This is a genomic window from Olivibacter sp. SA151 (assembly GCF_054130995.1).
Genome location: NZ_CP096391.1, coordinates 3,387,342 through 3,408,561 on the forward strand (window position 1 = coordinate 3,387,342; position 21,220 = coordinate 3,408,561).

At 40.8% G+C, this 21,220-nt stretch carries 19 protein-coding genes; 11 read left to right on the forward strand and 8 right to left on the reverse strand.

The window, feature by feature from the left end:
* Nucleotides 1-58: 58 nt before the first annotated feature.
* The 5 genes from M1D52_RS14015 to M1D52_RS14035 all read left to right on the forward strand — a co-directional run bounded on the left by M1D52_RS14015 (nucleotide 59) and on the right by M1D52_RS14035 (nucleotide 5,741).
* The gene (locus tag M1D52_RS14015; protein ID WP_013666661.1) at nucleotides 59-892 is read left to right on the forward strand and encodes a universal stress protein; all 834 of its coding nucleotides are present in this window, start codon (nucleotides 59-61) and stop codon (nucleotides 890-892) included.
* A 417-nt stretch (nucleotides 893-1,309) separates the two neighbouring features.
* Nucleotides 1,310-1,909: an RNA polymerase sigma-70 factor gene (locus tag M1D52_RS14020; RefSeq protein WP_198140273.1), complete on the forward strand. Its 600-nt coding sequence runs from the start codon at nucleotides 1,310-1,312 to the stop codon at nucleotides 1,907-1,909.
* The gene (locus M1D52_RS14025; protein WP_437392836.1) at nucleotides 1,906-2,922 is read left to right on the forward strand and encodes a FecR domain-containing protein; all 1,017 of its coding nucleotides are present in this window, start codon (nucleotides 1,906-1,908) and stop codon (nucleotides 2,920-2,922) included. Before M1D52_RS14020 ends, M1D52_RS14025 begins: the two co-directional genes overlap by 4 nt.
* A 60-nt stretch (nucleotides 2,923-2,982) precedes the next feature.
* Nucleotides 2,983-4,593, forward strand: a complete 1,611-nt coding sequence (locus tag M1D52_RS14030; RefSeq protein WP_130857758.1) for an LA_2272 family surface repeat-containing protein — start codon at nucleotides 2,983-2,985, stop codon at nucleotides 4,591-4,593.
* A gap of 62 nt (nucleotides 4,594-4,655) precedes the next feature.
* Nucleotides 4,656-5,741: a hypothetical protein gene (locus M1D52_RS14035; RefSeq protein WP_437392837.1), complete on the forward strand. Its 1,086-nt coding sequence runs from the start codon at nucleotides 4,656-4,658 to the stop codon at nucleotides 5,739-5,741.
* On the opposite strand, the gene M1D52_RS14040 is transcribed toward M1D52_RS14035, so the two are convergent.
* Both M1D52_RS14040 and M1D52_RS14045 read right to left on the reverse strand, forming a co-directional pair.
* Nucleotides 5,724-6,941 (reverse strand): PepSY-associated TM helix domain-containing protein, encoded by a 1,218-nt coding sequence (locus M1D52_RS14040; protein WP_437392838.1) that lies wholly within the window; start codon nucleotides 6,939-6,941, stop codon nucleotides 5,724-5,726. The two genes, M1D52_RS14035 and M1D52_RS14040, sit on opposite strands and share 18 nt — an antisense overlap.
* An 11-nt stretch (nucleotides 6,942-6,952) precedes the next feature.
* On the reverse strand, nucleotides 6,953-9,403 hold the full coding sequence (locus M1D52_RS14045; RefSeq protein ID WP_437392839.1) for a TonB-dependent siderophore receptor: 2,451 nt from the start codon (nucleotides 9,401-9,403) through the stop codon (nucleotides 6,953-6,955).
* A gap of 452 nt (nucleotides 9,404-9,855) precedes the next feature.
* Between M1D52_RS14045 and M1D52_RS14050 the strand changes: the two genes are divergently transcribed.
* A complete protein-coding gene (locus M1D52_RS14050) occupies nucleotides 9,856-10,383 on the forward strand; it encodes a YceI family protein (protein WP_377609045.1) in 528 nt (175 codons plus the stop codon).
* A gap of 197 nt (nucleotides 10,384-10,580) precedes the next feature.
* Here the strand turns inward: M1D52_RS14050 and M1D52_RS14055 are convergent, their stop codons facing one another.
* Nucleotides 10,581-11,018 carry an acetyltransferase gene (locus M1D52_RS14055; protein ID WP_130857763.1) on the reverse strand — a complete coding sequence of 146 codons (438 nt, stop codon included), beginning with the start codon at nucleotides 11,016-11,018 and terminating at the stop codon, nucleotides 10,581-10,583.
* A gap of 98 nt (nucleotides 11,019-11,116) precedes the next feature.
* Between M1D52_RS14055 and M1D52_RS14060 the strand changes: the two genes are divergently transcribed.
* The gene (locus tag M1D52_RS14060) at nucleotides 11,117-11,806 is read left to right on the forward strand and encodes a helix-turn-helix transcriptional regulator (protein ID WP_130857764.1); all 690 of its coding nucleotides are present in this window, start codon (nucleotides 11,117-11,119) and stop codon (nucleotides 11,804-11,806) included.
* Between the two features lie 20 nt (nucleotides 11,807-11,826).
* On the opposite strand, the gene M1D52_RS14065 is transcribed toward M1D52_RS14060, so the two are convergent.
* Genes M1D52_RS14065 through ribD form a run of 4 tightly spaced genes read right to left on the reverse strand, consistent with a single transcriptional unit; the run spans nucleotide 11,827 to nucleotide 15,239 of the window.
* On the reverse strand, nucleotides 11,827-12,684 hold the full coding sequence (locus M1D52_RS14065; RefSeq protein WP_377609047.1) for a nucleoside phosphorylase: 858 nt from the start codon (nucleotides 12,682-12,684) through the stop codon (nucleotides 11,827-11,829).
* A 3-nt stretch (nucleotides 12,685-12,687) separates the two neighbouring features.
* Nucleotides 12,688-13,305, reverse strand: a complete 618-nt coding sequence (locus M1D52_RS14070; protein ID WP_377609049.1) for an IMPACT family protein — start codon at nucleotides 13,303-13,305, stop codon at nucleotides 12,688-12,690.
* A gap of 21 nt (nucleotides 13,306-13,326) precedes the next feature.
* Nucleotides 13,327-14,190, reverse strand: coding sequence for an EamA family transporter (locus M1D52_RS14075; protein WP_377609051.1), 864 nt, complete (start codon nucleotides 14,188-14,190; stop codon nucleotides 13,327-13,329).
* Between the two features lie 2 nt (nucleotides 14,191-14,192).
* Nucleotides 14,193-15,239 carry a bifunctional diaminohydroxyphosphoribosylaminopyrimidine deaminase/5-amino-6-(5-phosphoribosylamino)uracil reductase RibD gene (gene ribD, locus M1D52_RS14080; protein WP_377609053.1) on the reverse strand — a complete coding sequence of 349 codons (1,047 nt, stop codon included), beginning with the start codon at nucleotides 15,237-15,239 and terminating at the stop codon, nucleotides 14,193-14,195.
* A 349-nt stretch (nucleotides 15,240-15,588) separates the two neighbouring features.
* Here ribD and prmC point away from each other — a divergent pair, with 349 nt between their 5' ends.
* Nucleotides 15,589-16,449 carry a peptide chain release factor N(5)-glutamine methyltransferase gene (gene prmC, locus M1D52_RS14085; RefSeq protein ID WP_377609055.1) on the forward strand — a complete coding sequence of 287 codons (861 nt, stop codon included), beginning with the start codon at nucleotides 15,589-15,591 and terminating at the stop codon, nucleotides 16,447-16,449.
* A complete protein-coding gene (locus M1D52_RS14090; protein ID WP_377609057.1) occupies nucleotides 16,450-17,238 on the forward strand; it encodes a glycoside hydrolase family 25 protein in 789 nt (262 codons plus the stop codon).
* A gap of 220 nt (nucleotides 17,239-17,458) precedes the next feature.
* On the opposite strand, the gene M1D52_RS14095 is transcribed toward M1D52_RS14090, so the two are convergent.
* Nucleotides 17,459-18,727, reverse strand: coding sequence for a serine hydrolase (locus M1D52_RS14095; RefSeq protein ID WP_377609059.1), 1,269 nt, complete (start codon nucleotides 18,725-18,727; stop codon nucleotides 17,459-17,461).
* Between the two features lie 245 nt (nucleotides 18,728-18,972).
* On the opposite strand from M1D52_RS14095, the gene M1D52_RS14100 reads away from it, so the two are divergent.
* Nucleotides 18,973-20,061: a YncE family protein gene (locus M1D52_RS14100; RefSeq protein WP_377609061.1), complete on the forward strand. Its 1,089-nt coding sequence runs from the start codon at nucleotides 18,973-18,975 to the stop codon at nucleotides 20,059-20,061.
* 100 nt (nucleotides 20,062-20,161) lie between these two features.
* A complete protein-coding gene (locus tag M1D52_RS14105) occupies nucleotides 20,162-21,217 on the forward strand; it encodes an oxidoreductase (protein WP_377609063.1) in 1,056 nt (351 codons plus the stop codon).
* Nucleotides 21,218-21,220: the final 3 nt, after the last annotated feature.

A 21,220-nucleotide genomic window follows, 5' to 3' on the forward strand; every position in this document is an offset into this window, starting at 1 on the left:
AACTTAGCTTATTAGTATATTGCTTTAAGTGTTAGCGCTTGAGTTTAAATTTAATTTTATGAAGACGCTTTTAGTACTAACGGATTTTTCTGACGCAGCCACACATGCTGCGAAATACGCTGCTATCTTAGCGAAGCAGTTGAAAATCGCACGTATATTATTATTCAATAAGTTGCCGAGTATTACATCAATTCCCAGCAGTCCGTTGGTAGTAAATAAAACACACGAAACCAAAGAGGAATCGATGACGCATTTAAAGCGATTGGTTAATGAACTGAAATTTTTAAAACATACGGACACCGAATTGACCTACTTAGCAAAAGAAGGTGATTTGGATGAGCTTACCAATGATTTAATCAACAAATATCAGGTGGACTACGTGGTGATGGGTTTAACCGGTAAAAGTAAACTTGAGCAAACCCTAATAGGAAGCAATACCATAAAGATCGCTAAAACTGTCAACCGGCCCCTATTAATTGTGCCCGAGTCTGCAAAGCTTACACCTATCACTAAAATCGCATCGGTGATCGATCTGCAAGATCCTAAACAGGCGCAAACAATAACCAATTTATTGAATCCTTTGCATTTCCATAACCACCTCGAACTCTACGTGCTCAGTCATGAAAGCGAAGGCATACCGCTACAAACCTTGCACAATCATAATTTTACCGCTGTAAAGGAAAAAATTAGTCGATACAATCCCAAGTACTATGCCATCAGCGAAATTGATATTGTAAGGGAAATATTGGAGTTCTCCAAGTCGCATGACATCTCGTTAATCGTCCATATTGAGAAGAAAAGAAACTTTTTTGAAAGCCTCTTCTTAACAGACATTACCGAGCGGATGGCTTATGTAACCCATATACCATTACTTTTAGCAAAGCAGGCGTGAATTAGGCTTTAGGCGATAAGCTATAGGCATTAGGCTTTTAGGCATTAGGCATTAGGCTATAAGCAGTAAGCTTTAAGCTTTAAGCCCACAAAAGCCCATCATCACATCAGATAATTATCACATTGGCTAATCATCACATTGGCTAATTGGCTCATCATCTCATTGGCTCATCATCACATTGGCTAATAAACTACTTTTCTACTCAACCACTCAACTATTTCCCTAATAAAAAAATAATTGAAGCCATAGGGGTAGATGAAGGAACGGTTGTCATAGTAGCAAAGAAGGGAAGCGGAATGAGGAAGGTTATCGGTATTTCATAAAAAAATAGAGGAAGAAAATGATAAACATGCTAGGATACGCGCAAGAATTGTATATGACAGCGAGTTTATCTAAGTTTGACTTGATATAGCTTATATGCTAACACAATTAAATATGCAGAGCGACAACGTCACGCTTAACCTGTTGCAACAGGGGAATGAAGAAATTTTCGAAAATGTTTTTAAACAGCACTTCAATAGTCTACATGCTTACGCTTTTACAATTTTAAAAGATGCCGTTGCAGCAGAGGAGATCGTACAATCACTTTTTTTAAAACTCTGGGAAAAAAGAGAGAATCTGGACATACGAAGCTCACTAAAATCGTACCTATATCGAGCTACTTACAATGATTGTATGAACACCATTAAGCATTGGCAGGTAAAACAAAGACACCAAGATCATATTACTTATGTAAATGATTTCACCTACGAACATACTGCTAATCAGCTGCATGAAAACGAACTAAAAAGGGAACTTCAAAAGGCCTTAAACGTATTACCGGAAAAATGTCGAACAGTTTTTCAGATGAGTCGCTTTGAGGAGTTAAAGTATCAGGAGATCGCAGACAGACTAGAGATATCGATTAAGACCGTGGAGAATCAAATGGGAAAGGCACTTAAAATATTACGGACGGAATTGGCTGATTATTTGCCGCTTATGGTTTATTGTTTACTAAAATTATTTCTCGGGCAATGAAAGATGAATTACTTATAAAATTCCTTCTTAAGGAAGCATCTCCTGAGGAAGATCAAGATGTACAAGCTTGGCTTGCAGAGGACCAGGCCAACCGGAAAAAGTTTGAACAATTCAAATTGATTTGGGATAGCAGCAAGCAGCTTGCTTTGCAGCAACCTATGGACGAAGATATAGCATGGAAAAGGTTTCAACTGCTGAGAGATCAACGCTTTGAAAGACCCCCAGAAGATGTCGACGAGGGCGATTCAATACCACATCTTCAGGAATATCAAGGTAAGGGTACGGGATGGTTAAGGGTAGCGGCAAGCATCCTAGCGGTTATGGGTTTAATGACAGGTATTTACCTTTACATTATAGCACCAAAGCATCCGTATTTGCATAGCATTGAGGTGACGGCTAATGAAACGCCCCTAACCGATACTTTACCGGACGGAACCGTTGTAACACTTAACAGTCATGCTAAACTCAGATATACCGAAGATTTATTTAACGGCCAACGCAAAGTACATATGTCGGGGGAGGCTTTTTTTGATGTGGCCAGCGACAAGAAACGCCCTTTCAATGTAGCCGTAAAAGATTTGACGATCAACGTACTGGGCACTTCGTTTAATGTAAAAAGCAACAGAAAATTGACGGAGGTTATTGTGGAGACCGGAGCTGTTCAAGTAAGTCGAGAAGATGTAATTATCAAATTAAAGCCAGACGAAAAAGCCATTGCAATGGTAGAACAAAAGGGCCTTAAACAGGAAAAGCAACACGACAAACTGTATGACTACTACAGAAGTAGGATGTTTAAATTAGACGGGACCCCTTTGTGGCGATTTGTAGAAGTACTCAACGAAGTTTATCAAGTGCAGATTGTACCGGAGAATATAGCCACAGGCAATTTGCCAATAACTACTACCTTTGACAATGATTCTTTACCCGGCATCTTGCATACGTTATGTAAAACATTACGATTGGAAATGGAAAAAAATGGTAAAACAATTATATTAAAAAAAGAAACGTTATAATATAACATAATCGCTATCCCCTTGGAGAACCAATTATTGCATTCTTGTAAAAGCCTGCTATTGACATTCGTATTGTCTTTAGCGGGTTTCACCGCTTTTAGTCAAAACTATCTTTTTAAGCCGGTTAAACTTCATGTGAGCCAACAAAAACTTGTAACCGTACTGGAAGATATCGGAAGGCAAGGTGGCTTTCATTTTTCTTATAGCAGCGGCATTATCCGAAGTGACAGTTTGGTTAGCATCCAGCATTTCAATGGCGACGTAAAGACGGCACTCAATACATTACTGGGGGATAGTTACGAATATCAAGAGAGTCCGAATCATTTAATTATCCGTCCGGCTCCATTTCGTTTAACGCTCATGCCTGAAGAATTGGGCGAAGGAAAAAAAATATATACCATTAAAGGCTACGTAGTGGATGAAAAAACCGGAGCAGGAATCCATAATGCCAGCGTTTATGAAAAACGGCTACTCGTGGGAACGATGACCGATAGAAAGGGTTATTTTAAATTAAAGCTGAAAACCAAGGACGGAAATCCCATGATTTTAACGGTTAGCAAAGAACTTTACAAAGATACCACCACCGTTTTCTTGCCTACCGTCAACCTAGGAAAAAACATCAATAGTAGTGGGCATTATGGATATATGGGAGATGGGGAAGAATCTGTCTCCAATACCGCGCTCGCTCGTTTATTTTTAAGTTCTAAACAAAAGCTAAATGCATTAAATCTGGGAAACTTTTTCGCTTATACCCCCGTACAGGTTTCGCTAACTCCCGGCTTAAGCTCACATGGCATGATGAGTGGTCAGGTCGTCAACAAGTTCTCGGCTAATCTCATTGGTGGTTACACCGCGGGAGTCAATGGCGTAGAGTTGGCTGGAATATTCAATATCGATCGCTATCACGTGAAATATGTTCAGGCGGCGGGTGCTGTCAATATGGTAGGGGGTAATATGTCGGGGGTTCAACTCTCCGGAATTTATAATACGGTTATTGATAGCTTAAAGGGTTTTCAGGCCGCCGGCGTCTTTAACTTTGTTAAAAAACATGCAAATGGCGTTCAATTGGCCGGCATAATGAACTATGCTGAGGAACTAAGGGGCGTACAAATTGCCGGAATTCTCAATAGGACGAAAACGAACCACGGCTTACAATTTGGTTTAATAAATATGGCTGATACCTCTTCGGGAATCAGCATTGGATTGGTTAATATTTCAAAAAACGGAATGAAACGACTGAGTGTATCAAGTAATGAGGTCCTGTATACCAACCTGGCATTTAAAAGTGGAAACGCAAATTTATACAGCATTCTTTCTGCGGGCTACGGAAGCTGGAATGGTGAACAAACTTTTGCTACGGGCTTCGGATTGGGGCATGAGTTTAGAAGAAGAAATCAAGATAATTATTTTGCGGTAGAACTTTTGAGCCAGCAATTACACCGATCAGTCTATGAAAACGTGAGCAGTTGGACTAAGATGAATATCCTTTACAATTATTCTTTAGGTCAAAAAACAAAATTGTACGTTGCGCCAACGATTAATTTCCTTAGCAAGAATAAACAGGTTATTGAAAACGCACAAGACATTCCTTCGGCCGGATATCCCTACCTTCTAAACAAAGAACGCTTTAAATGGTGGGTAGGACTTGAATTGGGTGTTGCTTTTTTCTAAAAAGAATAGGGGGGAAGTCTAGCTAGCTTGTCATTAGTTAAACGAAGATAATGACAAGATTTATGGAAAGAAAACTATTTAGCTACAAACAGACCCTGCTGGCACTTACTTTATTAATAGTAGGATCTTTTAACCTCTCTGCTCAAGAAGATAGCCCTGCTCACGTAGGCATCATATATCCATTAAGTACTCATGGTGGCAAAGCAGCCAATTATAGCAACACCATTAGCTTACATGCTATAGCAGGTCTATCTGGTGGAGAGAAAGCGTTCGCATTATATGGTGTTGCCGGAATTGTTAAGGGTAATGCTTCCGGATTGCAAGCTTCCGGTGTATTCAACCAGGTTTCCGGCACGCTCCATGGCGTACAGTTAGCCGGTGCCGTCAATTTAGCAGGCGATGCAGCTAAGGGTTATCAATTTGCGGGCTTGTTCAACCAAAGTAGGGGAAATGTTCATCTACAATTGGGCGGTGTGCTCAATACAGCGATTTCTACCAAGGGCTTGCAAGCAAGTGGTGTAAGCAACAGGAGCAAGCAAATGGATGGTGTGCAGATGGCAGGACTTTACAATCAGGCTGACAACGTAAAGGGTGTCCAAATAGCTGGGGTCATCAACAAAGCAAAAAACGTAAGGGGCATACAATTCGGGGTGCTGAATATCGCGGATAGCAGCGATTATACCCTCGGCTTGGTGAATATCGTGAAAAATGGGGAAAAGAGTATCCGCATTGGAACAGATGAAGATCTGTCGACTTTTGCCAGCTTCCGCTCCGGTGGCCGAATTTTATATGGAATCCTCGGAATTGGGTTCAATCCGCAATATGAGGCCATTCGCTACGGCGTAGAAGGAGGTATCGGTGCGAATCTGTTAAATCGAACCAACTTTAGGCTCGCTGCTGAAATCTCATCCATCACGCTAACTGATTTTGATGGCAATTACTTTAATAAAAATGGTTTACGTATTCTACCTTCCATCAAAATAGGACCTAATATATATCTATATGGCGGTCCATCGATTAATTACATCAATACTGATAATGAGGATGGCAAAAAGCTGGTTAAAATGAAAATTTGGGACAAGCAGAACAGCAAAGATTATCAAGCGCTGAATGTAGGCTTTACCGGAGGTCTACAGCTGGTACTGTAAATCGTTTTTCTTTTGTGGTATGGCCGGCTTGCTTTTTCGCTTCCGGCCATACCATATAATAAAGCCTGTGACCGGCAAAGAAGCGGCAATTAGGCTAGCGATAAAAGCGAGGATTTTCCCGGGTAAACCTAAAATGGCGCCTACATGAATATCGTAATTCATAGCAATAAGCTTCTCACCGTTGTTTTTCTCTGCGTAATTACGACGATAAAGTCTTTTCCCTGTATACTGATCTAGTTGTATTTCGTCTGTGTTATAATAGAGCTCTGCGCCTCGATAACCGGCTGCATAGATTACACCTTCTTTGCCGAAAGCCGGTGATAAACCAATACGATCATACCCTTTATCAAATTCCTTATTGGCCGTAGCGAATGCAACATCCAAAGGGGAAAGTACGGCGACAGCTGTGGTATCTGACTGTTTCGTAACAAAGGGCGGTGGTGTGGTTGATTGCGAAGCGGTTACATAAACCGCCGTTTCGAACCACTTCATGGCCCAAACCATTCCTGTTAATGCCAAAATCAGTGTAATTAGCAAGGCATAAAAACCGGGCACATTATGTAAATCGTAATTCAGGCGCTTAAATCCTGCTTTCCATTTGATCTTGAAGCTCTTATTGACATTCGATTTTTTTAGATTTTTAGGCCACCATAATACTAAACCTGTTATTAAAAGAATGACGAATAGTAGTGTAGCATATCCTACGATTGGCTGACCATAGGGTGTATTCAGCAGCAAACTCCAATGGATATATTTCACAATGGTAAAAAATTCCCTGGTGTAATCAATACGACCGGTAATCTCACCGGTGTAGGGATTAATAAATACGGATTCGTAACGGTTAATGGCGCCGAAAAAGGTGAGGGCTTGTTGGTTGCCCGCCTCATAACACATGAACTCCCATGTTTTCTCCGGTGCGCGATAGCTTGTGATATAGGTTGCCGACTTGCCCAGCGCTTTGTCGGCAGTTGCTTGTAAACTACTTAAGGGCAGCACCTTTGCGTTTTCCGGCACTTCAACATAAAACTTGTCGCGATGAATCAGGTTGCTAATTTCATGTTGGAAGACAAAAAGACAACCCGTAATGGCTACAATAAAAACAATGATGCCTGAAATCAAACCGAGCCATAAATGCAGAAATGCAGCGATTTTTTTGATCGCTCCTTTTTTCTTCTTTGCTTTCGTCTTACCATGTGCCATTAACCTGATATTTAGAATTTATACGTTAAATTAGCCAAAAAGCTTCTCGGCATCTGCGGTTCGATCGTTGTCCACCCTTTAAAGTATTCCTTATCAGTCAAGTTATCCATCTTTAATCCGATCCTAAATTTAGGATGATCATAAAAAACAGAGGCATTCAACACCGTATATCCCGGCAAAGTAAAAGTACCGGTCCGCAAATCGTTGGTAATAATATTCTCGCTGGCAGAATTGCCGCCGAAACCTAAACCAATCCCTTTAATTGCTCCTTGATAAAAACGATAACTAACCCAGTAATTAAGCAAATGTTTGGGGCCTGCCGAAACAGGTCGGCGATCATTAACATTCACATCGGCATTGGTAATTTTACTGGTATTATTACTATAGCCGAAAATAATATTTAAGCCCTCTACAGGACGTGCAGTTAAGTCCAATTCAAAGCCCCGTGACAACTGTGTACCATTCTGAACGGTGATGTTGTATGTAGTGTCATCTCTGATGATTGATTCAGTTCGCGTAATATTTTTAACGGATATATCATAGTAACTGGCGGTAAAGCTCAATCGATTATCCAGTACATCCAATTTAACGCCGCCTTCCCATTGATTAGCTTGCTGCGGTTTAAACGTATTGGGTATATCCGGGAGCGGTTGCGTAACCGGAGCCACATTCCGAAAGCCATTCATATAATTAGCAAAAATCGATATTTGGTTAGGGATCACTTGGTACACGACACCAAATTTCGGTGAAACAGCCGTCTGTCCATAGTCGCCCGTTACCACACCTGTATTTAAGTTCTCCGTTCCACCGCTCTGAAAGCGATCGACGCGCACACTCGCCATGGCGATCAACTGATCGGTTATATTAAGTACGTTAGACAAGTAAGCTCCGTATACATTACTGTTGGCGCGATTGTAGGTGTAAGGACCGGTACTGGCGGCCAGTCGCTCATCAATTGCCTCCTTATTGTAATTGTAGTAATTTGGATCATCAATACTCGAATTCAGTCGATCAAAAACAATATAAGGAGCATTATTATTTTTATTCACCTGTCTTAGGTAGTCTAAACCAAAAACCAAACGATTCCGTAAACCACCAATCTTAAAGTCGCCGGTAAAATTCTGCTGAATATTAATCACTTCACTTACTGCGTTTTGTTTGGTAACATAACGGCTCAATATCGTGTCGTTTGCAATGGTGCCTAACCGTTCATTATCAACATCCGTATACATCACATACTGATAATAACCATCGGTTTTTCTTCGGTTATAATTGACTTGGGTTCTAGATGTCCATTGATCGGATATCTTGTACAAAGCTTGTCCTCTTAGATTAATTGTAGGTGTTTTAAACGTTACATCATCATGTGTATATGACCGATTATAATCAAATTGTAATTCGTCCGGTGTATTCGCATGGAGAGGTCGTGTTCTATTCAGAAAAATCATTAGCGGGTTTGTTCCTTCATAATGATATAATTCAGCATCTAAGTTCAAAGTCAATCGACTAGTAGCTCGATATTCCAGTGAAGGTGCGATGAAAAATGATTTCCTGAACCCCGCATCCTGAAAACTGTTTTGCTTATGATATGCCGCATTTACACGTCCTAATAGATTCTTTTTTTGATTGAGCGGACCGTACAAATCTAAGGTTGCCCGATGTTGAGCATAATTGCCTATGGTATAAGAAACTTCTCCACCTACCGTATCCAAGGGTCTTTTAGTAACGATATTGATCAGACCTCCAAAATTAACCAGTGCTCCACCATATAACGTGCCCGACGGCCCTTTGACCACCTCTATTTGCTCGATATTAGCGGGGTCTAAATCGCCATTGGTCAGTGCAGCAACTCCATTAATCAAATTTGGCTGTGTAGAAAAGCCCCTTAAGGTGAAGTACGCGGCCCCATCGCCGCTTCTACCGGTCGAACTCCATAGTTTATCTAATCCTGAGCTATTTTTTAACGCATCGTTAAAGTTTGTGACTATTTGATCTCTCAGCACTTCTTTGGTAATCGTCGTATAAACTTGGGGGTTTTCGAGGTTGTTAAGCGGTAGTTTGGAGACAAAATTGCTTTTTCTTCTCGTATACGGATTAGCGCCTACACCATTAACCACCACCTCGCTGAGCGTGGCGGCACTTTCTGTTAAGATGATCGTCTGTACATCCACTTCAAGGTCGTCCACCTTAATTTGCAACTCTTGGGTATTCAATCCTAAGGCCGTTACGCGAAGTGTGTAAGAGCCGAAAGGGACTTGCTTGATCTCATAGTGTCCATCAACATCGGTCGATGCGCCACGATTTAAACCTTTTAAGGTAACGGAAACGCCTTCAGCACCTTTACCGTCAGCGGTCAACACCACCCCCTTTAGGTTAGCAATCTGTTGTGCTTGAATAATTGATGGTAGAAATAAGGATTGAATAGTGACAAATAAAACAGTTAGGTAGGAGAGCGGTCTCATTCTTATTTGGACTTTATCTAAATTTCTGCCAAGAAAAGAACTAAAACCTGAAAATACAATTCTTATTAAAAATTATTCTAAAGAAGAGTTGGGGAGGGGGAAGTGGAGTAGGGAAGTAGTTTATTAGCCAATGGGATAATTATTCATTCGTGTTCACTTTAAAGGCATTCATGAGCTCCCTACGATCGGTTAGCCGATGGGATGATTAGCCAATTAGCCAATGAATGATTAGCCGATGTGATGATTAGCTAACGTTATCATGGGCTGATTGCTGATTTCAGATAGCTTAAAGCTTACTATAAAGCTTACTGCTTATAGCCTAAAACCTAATGCCTAATGCCTAATGCCTAAACCGTCATAGCAATTTCACAATAAATGTTTAAACATTAATTTAATATTAAAGTATTTATCTTTGATTCATCAAGACAGAAATGTATTAAAAATTTAAAAATATGGCAACAACATGGGTAGTAGATCCTGTACATTCGGATGTACAGTTCAAGATCAAACATTTGGTAATCTCCACCGTTACCGGTGCGTTTAATCAATTTGACGGTCAAGCGACAGCAACAGATGGTTTTGAAGAGGTAACAGCGAATTTTAGAATTGATGTAAAAAGCATAGACACTAAAAATGCTGATCGCGATAACCATTTAAGAACCGGTGATTTTTTTGATGCAGATAGCCATCCTGAAATTTCGTTTAACTCCACTTCTTGGAGAAAGATTGGGGATGATGAATTTGAATTAACGGGTGACTTAACGATGAAAGGAATAACTAAACCTGTTACGCTTAAAGCTGAATTTGGCGGGATTGAAAAAGATGCTTACGGCAATACCAAAGCGGGCTTTGAAATTACCGGAAAAATTAACCGTAAGGACTTCGGTCTTACTTACAATGCACTAACTGAAACAGGAGGCCTTGCTCTTGGTGAAGACATCAAATTAGTGAGCAATATACAGCTTGCAAAACAAGCATAATTGGTGACGCTAAAACAATGTAAGAAAGTGTTTAAAAGGTAGTTAACACCTAAAAAAAGTGTCATTGCGAGCGGTCAGTTTTTAAACAAAAACAAAGGAGCCCAAAGGACGATTTAGTTATATCCTCGCTCTGTAGGACTCGAAGGTCATTGCGAGGAACGATGGTGATGGACTTTTTAGACACTTTTTTTATATTATTAAACATTTCCCCATTCCATACTTAAGATGGGATAGGGTTTTCCTGCATCATCTACAGCGGTACGGCCGACAACCACAAAACCCATATGCTTGTAAAAGCCGACCGCTTGCTGATTCTGCTCATTGACGTCAACGGTTCTTGCATCCTTTTCATCCAAGGCATACTGCACTAATTTTTTACCTATTCCGATCCCGCGTTTGGTTGCATCTATAAATAGCATTTGGATGGCTTGGCCGGAGATCCCAATGAAGCCGGTTAGTATGCCATCTTGCCTGATGTGACCGTATAAATCTACTGAGTCGAGGTATTTATTATAAATCAGTTCTTTATAATACAAAATATCTTCTTCTTTAAGAAAATGATGAGTCGCTCTTACCGCACTTTCCCAAATCTCCATGACACGTTCATAGTCGTGCCGGGTTAAACTTTTAATCATCGCTATTGGCTAAATTTCAAAGATAAACTTTTACTTATCTTAAATGACTTTTTTCTATACTTGTCAATCTTTTTCTAGAATTAGGTTCTCGAACTCACATGAATAGAATTGACAGACTTTTTGGTATTGTAACGTTACTTCAGTCACGCAGATATGTCGGAGTAGAGGCGATCGCGGAAAAATTTGAAATTAGCACCCGAACAGTTTACCGAGATATCCGAGCAATTAATGAGCAAGGTATTCCTATCAGTTTTGAAGCGAACAAAGGTTATTATATTGTTCAAGGCTACTTTCTGCCACCGATATCTTTCACAAATGACGAAGCCAATGCACTGATCCTTATGGAACGTTTTCTAGCGGGTTTCGCTGATCGTTCTATACAAAAACATTATACCGCAGCATTAAACAAAGTCAAAAATGTAATGCGAGGTCAACAAAAAGAGCAATTGGAGTTCCTGAACGAGCATATTAAATTACAAATTCCATCCCGCCTCCAAAATGATTTTGAATATTTATCCACCATTCAGCATGCCATCACCAATAAATCAATCTTGCGTATCGATTATGAAAAGGAAAATGGTGAGCGAAGTTGTCGTGAAGTGGAAGCAATCGGACTTATTTTTTACGCCTTTAGCTGGCATCTCATCGCTTGGTGCCACCTTCGCCATGAGTATCGCGACTTCAGGGTATCAAGAATTAAAAAGTTGTTTGATCTAAAATGTCCTTTCAGAAAATCAGATCACATGCCAGTGGCTGACTTTATGAAGAAGCTACCTGTGGATTATTAGCTAAAAGTCGTATCCGGGACTTAGAAATGCGCTAATACTAAACGTATTGCCTTTTCAACGGTCTTCTGCGGTTCTTTGCTAAAGACGGCCTCTAAGCGACTTGCCAATATCGCATTTACGGAAATCGCTTGATGCCCCAACGATTTAGCTAAGCCATATATACCCGCTGTTTCCATCTCTAAGTTGGCGATGCGCATTCCCTTATAACGGAAGGAACAAAGCTTGTTTAACAAATTCGTTTGGTGTTGTTCTGCACGTGTAACTCGCCCCTGCGGTGCATAGAACCCCGGAGCCGTCAAAGTGATTCCTTGCGGAAGGCCTTTGGCCAGTTGATGCAACAAATTGTCGGAACAAGCAGCCACATAGGGATGTATATATTGGGTTGATAAATGCGTTTGAAAGGCCGTCTGCAATTCCAATTCAACCGCAGCTTCTTCTTTTCGATAATAATGCAACAGCGGATCGAGCCCGATACCGAAAGTGGATATCAAAATGGAATCTAAAGGAATATCATTGTGTAGGGCACCTGATGTGCCAATCCTTATGATATTCAATGATCGTAACTGCGATTTAACTGTACGACTACGCAGATCGATATTTACCAAAGCGTCGAGCTCATTTAATACAATATCGATATTATCTGTGCCGATTCCTGTTGAGATAACACTCAGCCTATTTTGTCCCACATAACCGGTATGTGTAATAAATTCTCGCTTACCTTTCTTCACTTCAATCCGATCAAAGTACTTGCTTACTTGACCAACACGGTCAGGATCGCCTACGGTAATAATGGTATCGCCCAAATCTTCAGGCAATAAATTCAAGTGGTAAACGCTGCCATCGGCATTCAATATAAGATCGGTATCCGTCATCTTCATATGCTAGTTGGTCCGCAGGTATTTTACTTTTACGTTCGTTAAATGTTGTAATTTACTTAAGGTATGATTGACTTGTGTTTGGCGGATCTCAAAAGTCAGTGAACAGTTATTATCGAAAGCCTGCTGCTGCACAATTAGATCGTCTTCTTTAACAATGCGCATCACATCATTCATCTGCATGTAATCGAAACTCACCTCATATACGTCATTGACTGTTTTTTCTATTATCCGGGCCTGACTGACGGCGTCTTGTGTAGCGCTTTTATAAGCATTGATCAATCCTGGAACGCCTAACAGTGTACCACCGAAATAACGTACTACCACTACCATTAGGTTCGTCAAATCATGTGATAGAAGTACATTTAATATGGGGCGACCGGCCGTACCGGAAGGCTCCCCATCATCGTTTAAGCGGAATACGGAACGATCTGTTGTTAAACGGTAAGCCCAGCAGTGATGTCGTGCTTTCGGATGGAGATCTTTCACTTCGGTTATCACATTTTTGAGATCTTCCGGATCACTAAAAGGGTAGGCATAGGCAATAAATTTACTTCCTTTGTCCTTGAACAGACCTTCAGCCGGTTTTTCAATCGTTTTATAGGTATCTTCAAATAAATTCATGAATAATAATTCGCTTAAAGCTTATAATAGGCCAATGATAATTACTGAGATCACTGCCAATACCAATCCAACTTTGTTTAAAGTACTTAATTTCTCCTTAAACAGGAATAAACCAACAACTGCACCTACAACAATGACACCTATATTCATTCCTGAAAACACAACAGAAGGATTGTTTGGTAAAGCCTGATGAGCTTTCATATAAAAGAGGATATTTCCAAAGTTAAAAAGTCCCAGCCCCAATCCCCAAAGGGTTCCTGAAAGCGAAAATTTTTCCTTTTTGGTACTTGCTAAAAAGCCGAGGTACAAAAACGACACTAAGGTACAGAGTACGAAAACCAAAAAAATCGAAGTTCTATACGAAACTGCTTGGTATTGGGCAATATGTTTAAAAAGAATATCGATTATTCCCATACCGAAAAATACCATCAGCGGATACTGCCAGGCATTTCTGCTTGTAAGGCTGTGTTGATTGCGTGTCTGCCATTTAATAGAGCATACGATGGCCGCTAATCCGATGGCTACGCCAAAAAGTTTGGTAGCACTTGGATGTTCATTAAAGATAAAGAATGCAGCCAGGAGTGGAATAAAAAGAGACAGACGTTGAGCCACTTCCGTTCGCACAATGCCCGAATAGCGTATAGATCCCGCAATGATAATAAAGAGGGAGGGTAGTAATAATCCCAATGCTAAATAGCTTATTAATGGCGCCTCTGCGATGGAAAAATTACTTAGATCGGGCTTCAGGTAATGGTAGCTCAATAAGACAGTCATCGGATAATTCCATGCAATCATTTGCGGGGTGTTAACCGAATAGCGCCTAGCCAATTTGATAATCACCGATACCGTGACGCTGCACAAAACACTTAAAAGGACTAAGAGCATCTCTATTTGTTAAAATAAACGGTAAGTGAATCATTCCCTATGTTTTCCTTGATTTGAGGTATAACCTGCAAACGGGGAGCGTCTAAACCATCCTTCCAATAAGCCTGTCCTCTAAACACACGCGCTTCATCCCACAAACCCGCCTTTATAAATAGATTGAGCGTTTTTATACCGCCTTCAACAATAAGTGATTGAACATCCATCAAGTGAAGCTGATATAGAATATTTTGTGGCAAATACCAGTCGAAATTTTCCAACGCAATCAACTTTAGTCTGTCTTGCCAATCGGTTTTTTTCGCGTTGAATACAATTGTTTCCGCTTCTTTATCAAACAAATGAAGATGAGGTGGGAGCGAAAGCTCTTTATCAATAACGATCCGTTTGGGATTTCTTCCAAACCAGTGGCGGACAGTCAATTGTGGATTATCGATCAACGCCGTATTGGCTCCTACCAAAACCGCATCTTCTTCGCTACGCCACCGATGGTTGACCACCTGTGCAGCGCAGCCCGTGATCCATTGCTGTTTTTCACCTTTAGGAGCAAAATAACCATTTGCTGTTTCTGCCCATTTTAGTATAACATAAGGTCGTTGGTGCTGCACCCGAGTAAAGAAACGACGGTTTACAAATTTTGCTTCTTCTTCCAGCACACCTTCAAGTACGTCAATTCCCGCTTCACGCAATTTGGCAATACCACGACCGTTTACTTGTTCAAACGGATCGTTACAAGCAACAACCACTTGTTTTACTTGATGCTTGACGAGCAGATCGGCACAGGGGGGCGTTTTCCCATGATGGGAGCAAGGCTCTAAAGTAACGTAGACGGTCGATTCTCTCAATAGATCAGCAGCGTTTGGATAACGGTTAAAAACATCGGCAATAGCATTCGGTTCGGCATGGGCCTCTCCGTATTTTCGATGCCATCCCTCGCCAATGATGGTATCATGATGTACAACCAAAGCCCCAACGATCGGATTTGGACTGACACTACCCTGACCGAGCTCAGCGAGTTCCAGACAACGCCGCATATAGATTTCGTGATTAGGCATGCACAAACCTAATGAATTTTAGTAGCTGTCGATCAATAGGCCGATTTTTTTTACAGTTTTATGTTATGTTGAGTGGAGTTTTAAATGATGAATGTTGCCTGCCTGTCGATAGGCAGGAATGATGAGTGATGAATAAGTTTTTTTTGTGCGTTGCTAGGAAGTTTAAAGTGCGGATAGTTGAGTAGTAGAACAGGGAAATAGCAAGAAGACAAAGAAAACTCGCAACGCACAACTAAAAAAGTCTTGATATCTACCTGCCTGCCGGTAGGCAGGTGTCTTGATACCTGATACCTCACGGCAGGCTTTTTACTTTTGAATTTTTACTTTTGAATTTTTACTTTTGAATGCCATGCAACTCGAAACCGTCAAAAAACGATTCATAGAAAAATTAGCTGTTTTATACGAAGCTACCGAAGCGGAAAGCATCTTTCTGGTTGTGTTGGAGGATCTGTTAGGGTATAGCAGAAGAGACTTACTCCTTCACAAATCCATGAACTTGAACGACGAGCAACTGGACCAGCTAGAAGATGCCGCCAGCCGTATAAGTGCCGGTGAACCGGTTCAGTATATCATAGGGCACACACCTTTTATGGGATTATCCCTCCATGTGAATCAACATGTCTTGATTCCTCGTCCCGAGACCGAAGAACTTGTAGATCTTATCATTCAGGATTTAAAACTGTCCAATAGCTCGGAATCTAAACTAATAGACATAGGCACGGGTTCGGGCTGTATTCCAATTGCTATTAAAAAGTATGTTAATCAAGCACAGGTTTACGCCTTGGATGTATCGGTTGAAGCACTGGCCGTAGCAAAGCAGAATGCAGCGGACAACCAATGCCCTGTTCACTTTATGCTGGCCGATATCCTGGAATGGGATATTATCTTTGCAGAAGAGGTTAAATTCGACGTGATTGTCAGTAATCCGCCTTACATCACCAATAGCGAGCAGAAGGGAATGCATCCGAATGTATTACAATTTGAACCACATTTGGCTCTCTTTGTGGAAGATCAGGCACCGTTACTCTTTTATGAGACGATTGCCGCATTCGCCTTAGCGCATCTGGAAAAAGGGGGGAAGCTCTATTTTGAGATCAATCGAAATTTCGGGCAGGAAGTAAAAGATTTACTAACAAAAAAGGGATTCAAAAATATCCTACTTAAACAGGATATACATGGCGCAGATAGAATGGTGAGGGCCAGCTTATAAATGAGTGCGACTAGAAGAAAGAGAAGAAAAGGAAAGAAAAAGAGTAGCGAAAGACCCACTCGCTGGAAATGGATATTAGCCCTGTGCTGTGGGTTGGCATTAGCCTGCATTGCAGTCGTTAACCATTTTCTATTCCATAAATGCACGCATTACGGCATTAAAATACCCGCAGGATACCATACACACGGCATCGATATATCCCAATATCAAGGTAAAATTGATTGGGATGCTTTATCTATGCCTCAGGATAGCGATATTCATATCTCCTTCGTTTATATGCGCGCCTCGATGGGGATGCGTACTGATAAAAAATTTAAAACCAACTGGCAAGAAGCAAAGGCACACGGTATAAAACGAGGTGCCTATCTCTTTTTTCATCCGAATAAAGACGGTGTAAAACAAGCAGAACTTTTTATTAAACGAGTGGGAAGGTTGGAAGGCTGTTTGCCTCCCGTTGTTGATATCGAAAAAACTTATCGTACCGATAAAACAGTTTTGAAAAAGCGTTTACAAGACTGTCTGAATACCCTGCACAACCACTACGGTATCCGTCCCGTTATTTATACCTATATCACTTTTTACCGCGATTACCTGGGTGAAAAGTTTGATAAATACCCCTTATGGATTGCACATTACGAGCGTGAGGATAAACCTGATTATATCAATCGCCCGTGGGATATCTGGCAACATAGTGAACGCGGAAAAATCGCCGGCATCACTGAGTTCGTCGACTTCAATGTCTTAAACTGCAATAATAATATTATGCCTTGTGAGGTTTGTGGTTATTAGTTATTGGTTGTTAGTTATTGGTTATTAGTTATTAGTTATTGGTTATTGGTTGTTAGTTATTGGTTATTCGTTGGTTTGCGCTTTATCACTATTACTGAACCATCATTAGCCGTATAAAAACTACTCGATTAATTGACGATTTACAAGGTATAAATCATGGTAAATACGCTTAAAACGCGAAACTACCTATCGCGATAGTAAGCCGACATTATCACATTGGCTAATTGGCTAATTTCTGACTCAACGATTCACCAAAAATAAACTTTCCCAAATCCGGCTTCACCTTCTTTTCCCGTTTTAGCTCATGTTCATAAACCAACCTACCTAGGTTTTTCAGAAAAGGGTAGGTGACCTCTTCGTATTCATAAACACTGTCATTATAGATTTCGTTATTGTTGGATTGCACAACAGCTGTTAGCAGGAATTCGACACCGTTTTTAAAATCTATGATATAAGCGTTGTCGATATTGTAGCCGTAGGAATCACCATACTTATTGAAACTGCGGATACCACCATCCGGATGGACACCTTTTTCCCGACCGAAAAACAACAACTTACTATAGGTAGGCCAGAATTCAGTGCTGTCATATTTAGGAAAATCGGATTCCTGTGGAAAACGCGACATATAGTAGTAGATGAAGCGATAGTCTTCATCCCTCAGATGAAATCGTTCTTTCTTCGGGAAGGCTTCGGGAAAAAGCAGTTTTTTCATGATCAGCTGCTGATCGGCTAGCGCATATGCATTGAGCCCTTCAAAGCTGTAGGGCTTATGAATGAGACTGTCATTGGCATCCCTATAAGCTTTACCACGAATTAGATTTTGTAGATCTAAGGGGTAATCTTGCGGATCGTATTGGGCCGCTTGTTGATAGATAAGCTGATCATCTTTATAAAAAGTAATTGGGTTCGTATGTTTCGCCCATTCACCCTTATCGCCAATCGCTAGGCGATTGATAATGCGACTATGACTGGCCCCATATTTCTTCAAGCGGCGATTGATATCAGCCCGTCCCAAGAATTCGTAAAGACGATTGAAGGCATCGTTATCACTGGTCAGTAAGATTTTTTTGATATAATGCCCGATACTGGGCAGTCCATTGGCGGAGGAAGAGTCGATCTCAACCGTTGTTTGTCTTTCCCAAGCGCTATCGATTTTCAGCGGGGTATTTTTATCCAGTCCTTTAATTTTCAGCTCATTGATTTTCTCCAAGGCGAAGATAGATGCCGGGAGCTTAACCGTACTGGCGGGATAGAAATACCAGTTAGGATTTAATCGGTAGCTAAAAGAAGTAAAATGTGGTTTATTATGTTTATCGCGATCTATTTGGGTATAAAGAATTTGCACCTGCTTTCGTTGCGGATCATCGAGAACAGCTTTAAAAAGTTCGGGATGACTTTCAATTAAATTCTTTAAAAATAGGGTATCCATCGGTTGGGCATAGATTTTATAAGAAATAAACAATAGGCAGAAAGAGAGCAGTATTTTCATCCGTATTCAGGTTTGTGCAACTAAGGTAACAAAAAACTCATAAACTTGCATACAAAATCAAAGCCTGGCAAGTATTACTTTTGGATAATCATCCCGAATGGCTATTTTTGTCAACAGAAGGAAAATATCAGCTTATAGATCTAAGACAATATACACACCAATTAAATTTCAGCTTAAGAGTAGCAATTTTACTTGTTAAGCCGTTATAACAAGCATACAATAAAAATTCACCTTATAAACAACAAATGAAGACAAAAATCAACTCTCTTTACCTAAGCTTATTAGCCGGAACCTTACTTACACTGGGAGCTTGTAGTAAAAACGATGATCCTCAACCGTTGCCGACTGGCCCTGAAGAGATAGGTTATTACTTTTTGAACGAAGGTTCTAATTTAAACTCTTCGTTGGATTTCCTCGGGTTTTACAATGGTAGCTACACGGAAAATGCTTATTCTGGAACTATTGGAAAGGGTGGTAATGATATGATCATTTATGGATCGAAGTTATATATCACCGCAACTGACGCTAACAAAGTAATTGTATTAGATGCGGCATCGAAGGAAGAACTAGAAGTAATCAACATCGCTTTACCCCGTTATCTGCTAGGTTATCGCGGAAAAGTATATGTAACTGCTCATGGCGAAAATAAGGTTACCGTATTGGATACTACAAGCTTTTCTACTAACGATATTCCTGTTGGACGGTCCCCTGAACAATTAACGGCAACTGGTGGCAAAGTTTATGTAACCAACTCGGGCTGGAGAGACGCTGCAACGCAAGGTTATGACAATCGCATCTCTGTAATCAATCCAACAACATTGACAGTCGAGGACAACATTAACGTGGCCGAAAATGTTCAAAAGATTGCGGCGGACACTGTCAAAAATGTTCTGTACATCGGAGCTTCCGAAACATTTTACGGTGAAAAGAAACCTGCCAAACTTTATGTATATAATACAGCCAATAGGCAGCTTTCTCCAATGGAATTTGGAATAGAGGATATTGCAATTGTCCGCATATCGTCATCGATGACTCAAGCTTATATGATCAGTTCTAACTATAATGGTGCAACGAAGCCAACTTGTTTAGTTATGAATTTGTCCAATCAAACGGTTCAGGAACTTACAACAGGTACTTCAATACAAACACCTTATAGTATTGACTTTCTTCCGCAATTGGGTTTTATAGTCGTTGGAGATGCAAAGGATTATCAGAGTAAAGGCACTATGCACTTCTATCAATTATATAATGACGGTAGAGCTACGTTTTCGGCCAGTCAAGCTGTAGGGGTAAGTCCTAAAGCTGTAGCCTTTAACGTAAATTTGAAGAAATAAGTTATATCAATCAGTATAGCAGAAAGTCCCGATCGAATAATCGGGACTTTTAATTTTACACCCTTGCCCATCTCTCCTCAATTCCCTATCTTCGTCTCCCATGCAACTCAATGTAGGATTGATCGGTTTTGGCATGGCAGGACAAGTGCTTCATGCCCCTCTTATAAGCTCCGTAGTAGGTTTAAGATTAACAAAAGTCTATGCCCGTCGGGAAGAACAGCAACATATATTACGGACTAAATATCCGGACGTAAACATCGTAACCGATGTACAGGATATCTTTAATGATGAACAGATTGACTTAGTTGTTATTGCGACTTCCAACGATGTACATTTTAGTCTTTGCAAAGCTGCCTTATTGGGGGGCAAACATGTGGTAGTAGAAAAACCTTTTACCAATACATTGGAAGAAGCAAACGAACTGATTGCAATAGCAAAAAGTCAAGGTAAAGTATTATCCGTCTTCCACAGCGCTCGTTGGCATAGCGATTACCTGACCGTAAAAGACGTGATCGCTAGTGGCGAACTCGGGCGATTGGTAACGATGGAAATTCGCTATGACCGTTTCCGCAACTACCTCCGGCCGAATGCCTGGCGTGAGGATGACCTACCCGGTTCGGGGATTTGGTTCGACCTTGGAGCACACCTCATCGATCAGACCTTACAATTATTCGGCAAACCGCAAGCACTCTTTGCGTCACTACGTAAAATGCGGGAAGGAGTAGGGGCGGTGGATGATTTCGAAGTCTTATTATATTATCCACAATTAAAAGTTTCCCTCAAAGGAAGTATGTTGGTGAAAGAACCGACGCCACGTTTTGCTTTATATGGTACGGAAGGTGCCTTTGTAAAACCGGGTGTCGATCCACAGGAAGCGGCACTTCGGGAAGGAAAAACACCGGCCGATCTACCGAATTGGGGCGAAGAACCGGAAGAAACATGGGGCATCCTCAATACAACGGCTGAAGAACCGGAAAATCGGAGAAAGATTCGCAGCCAAAAGGGAAATTATCCGGGTTATTACGAAAATGTGCGTGATGCCATCCTCGGAAAAACAGAATTAGCCGTAACGGCTGAACAGGCTCGGGATGTGATTTATCTATTACAATTGGCGGAACGAAGCTGGGACGAGAAACGTGTGTTATCTGTTGACTAAAAT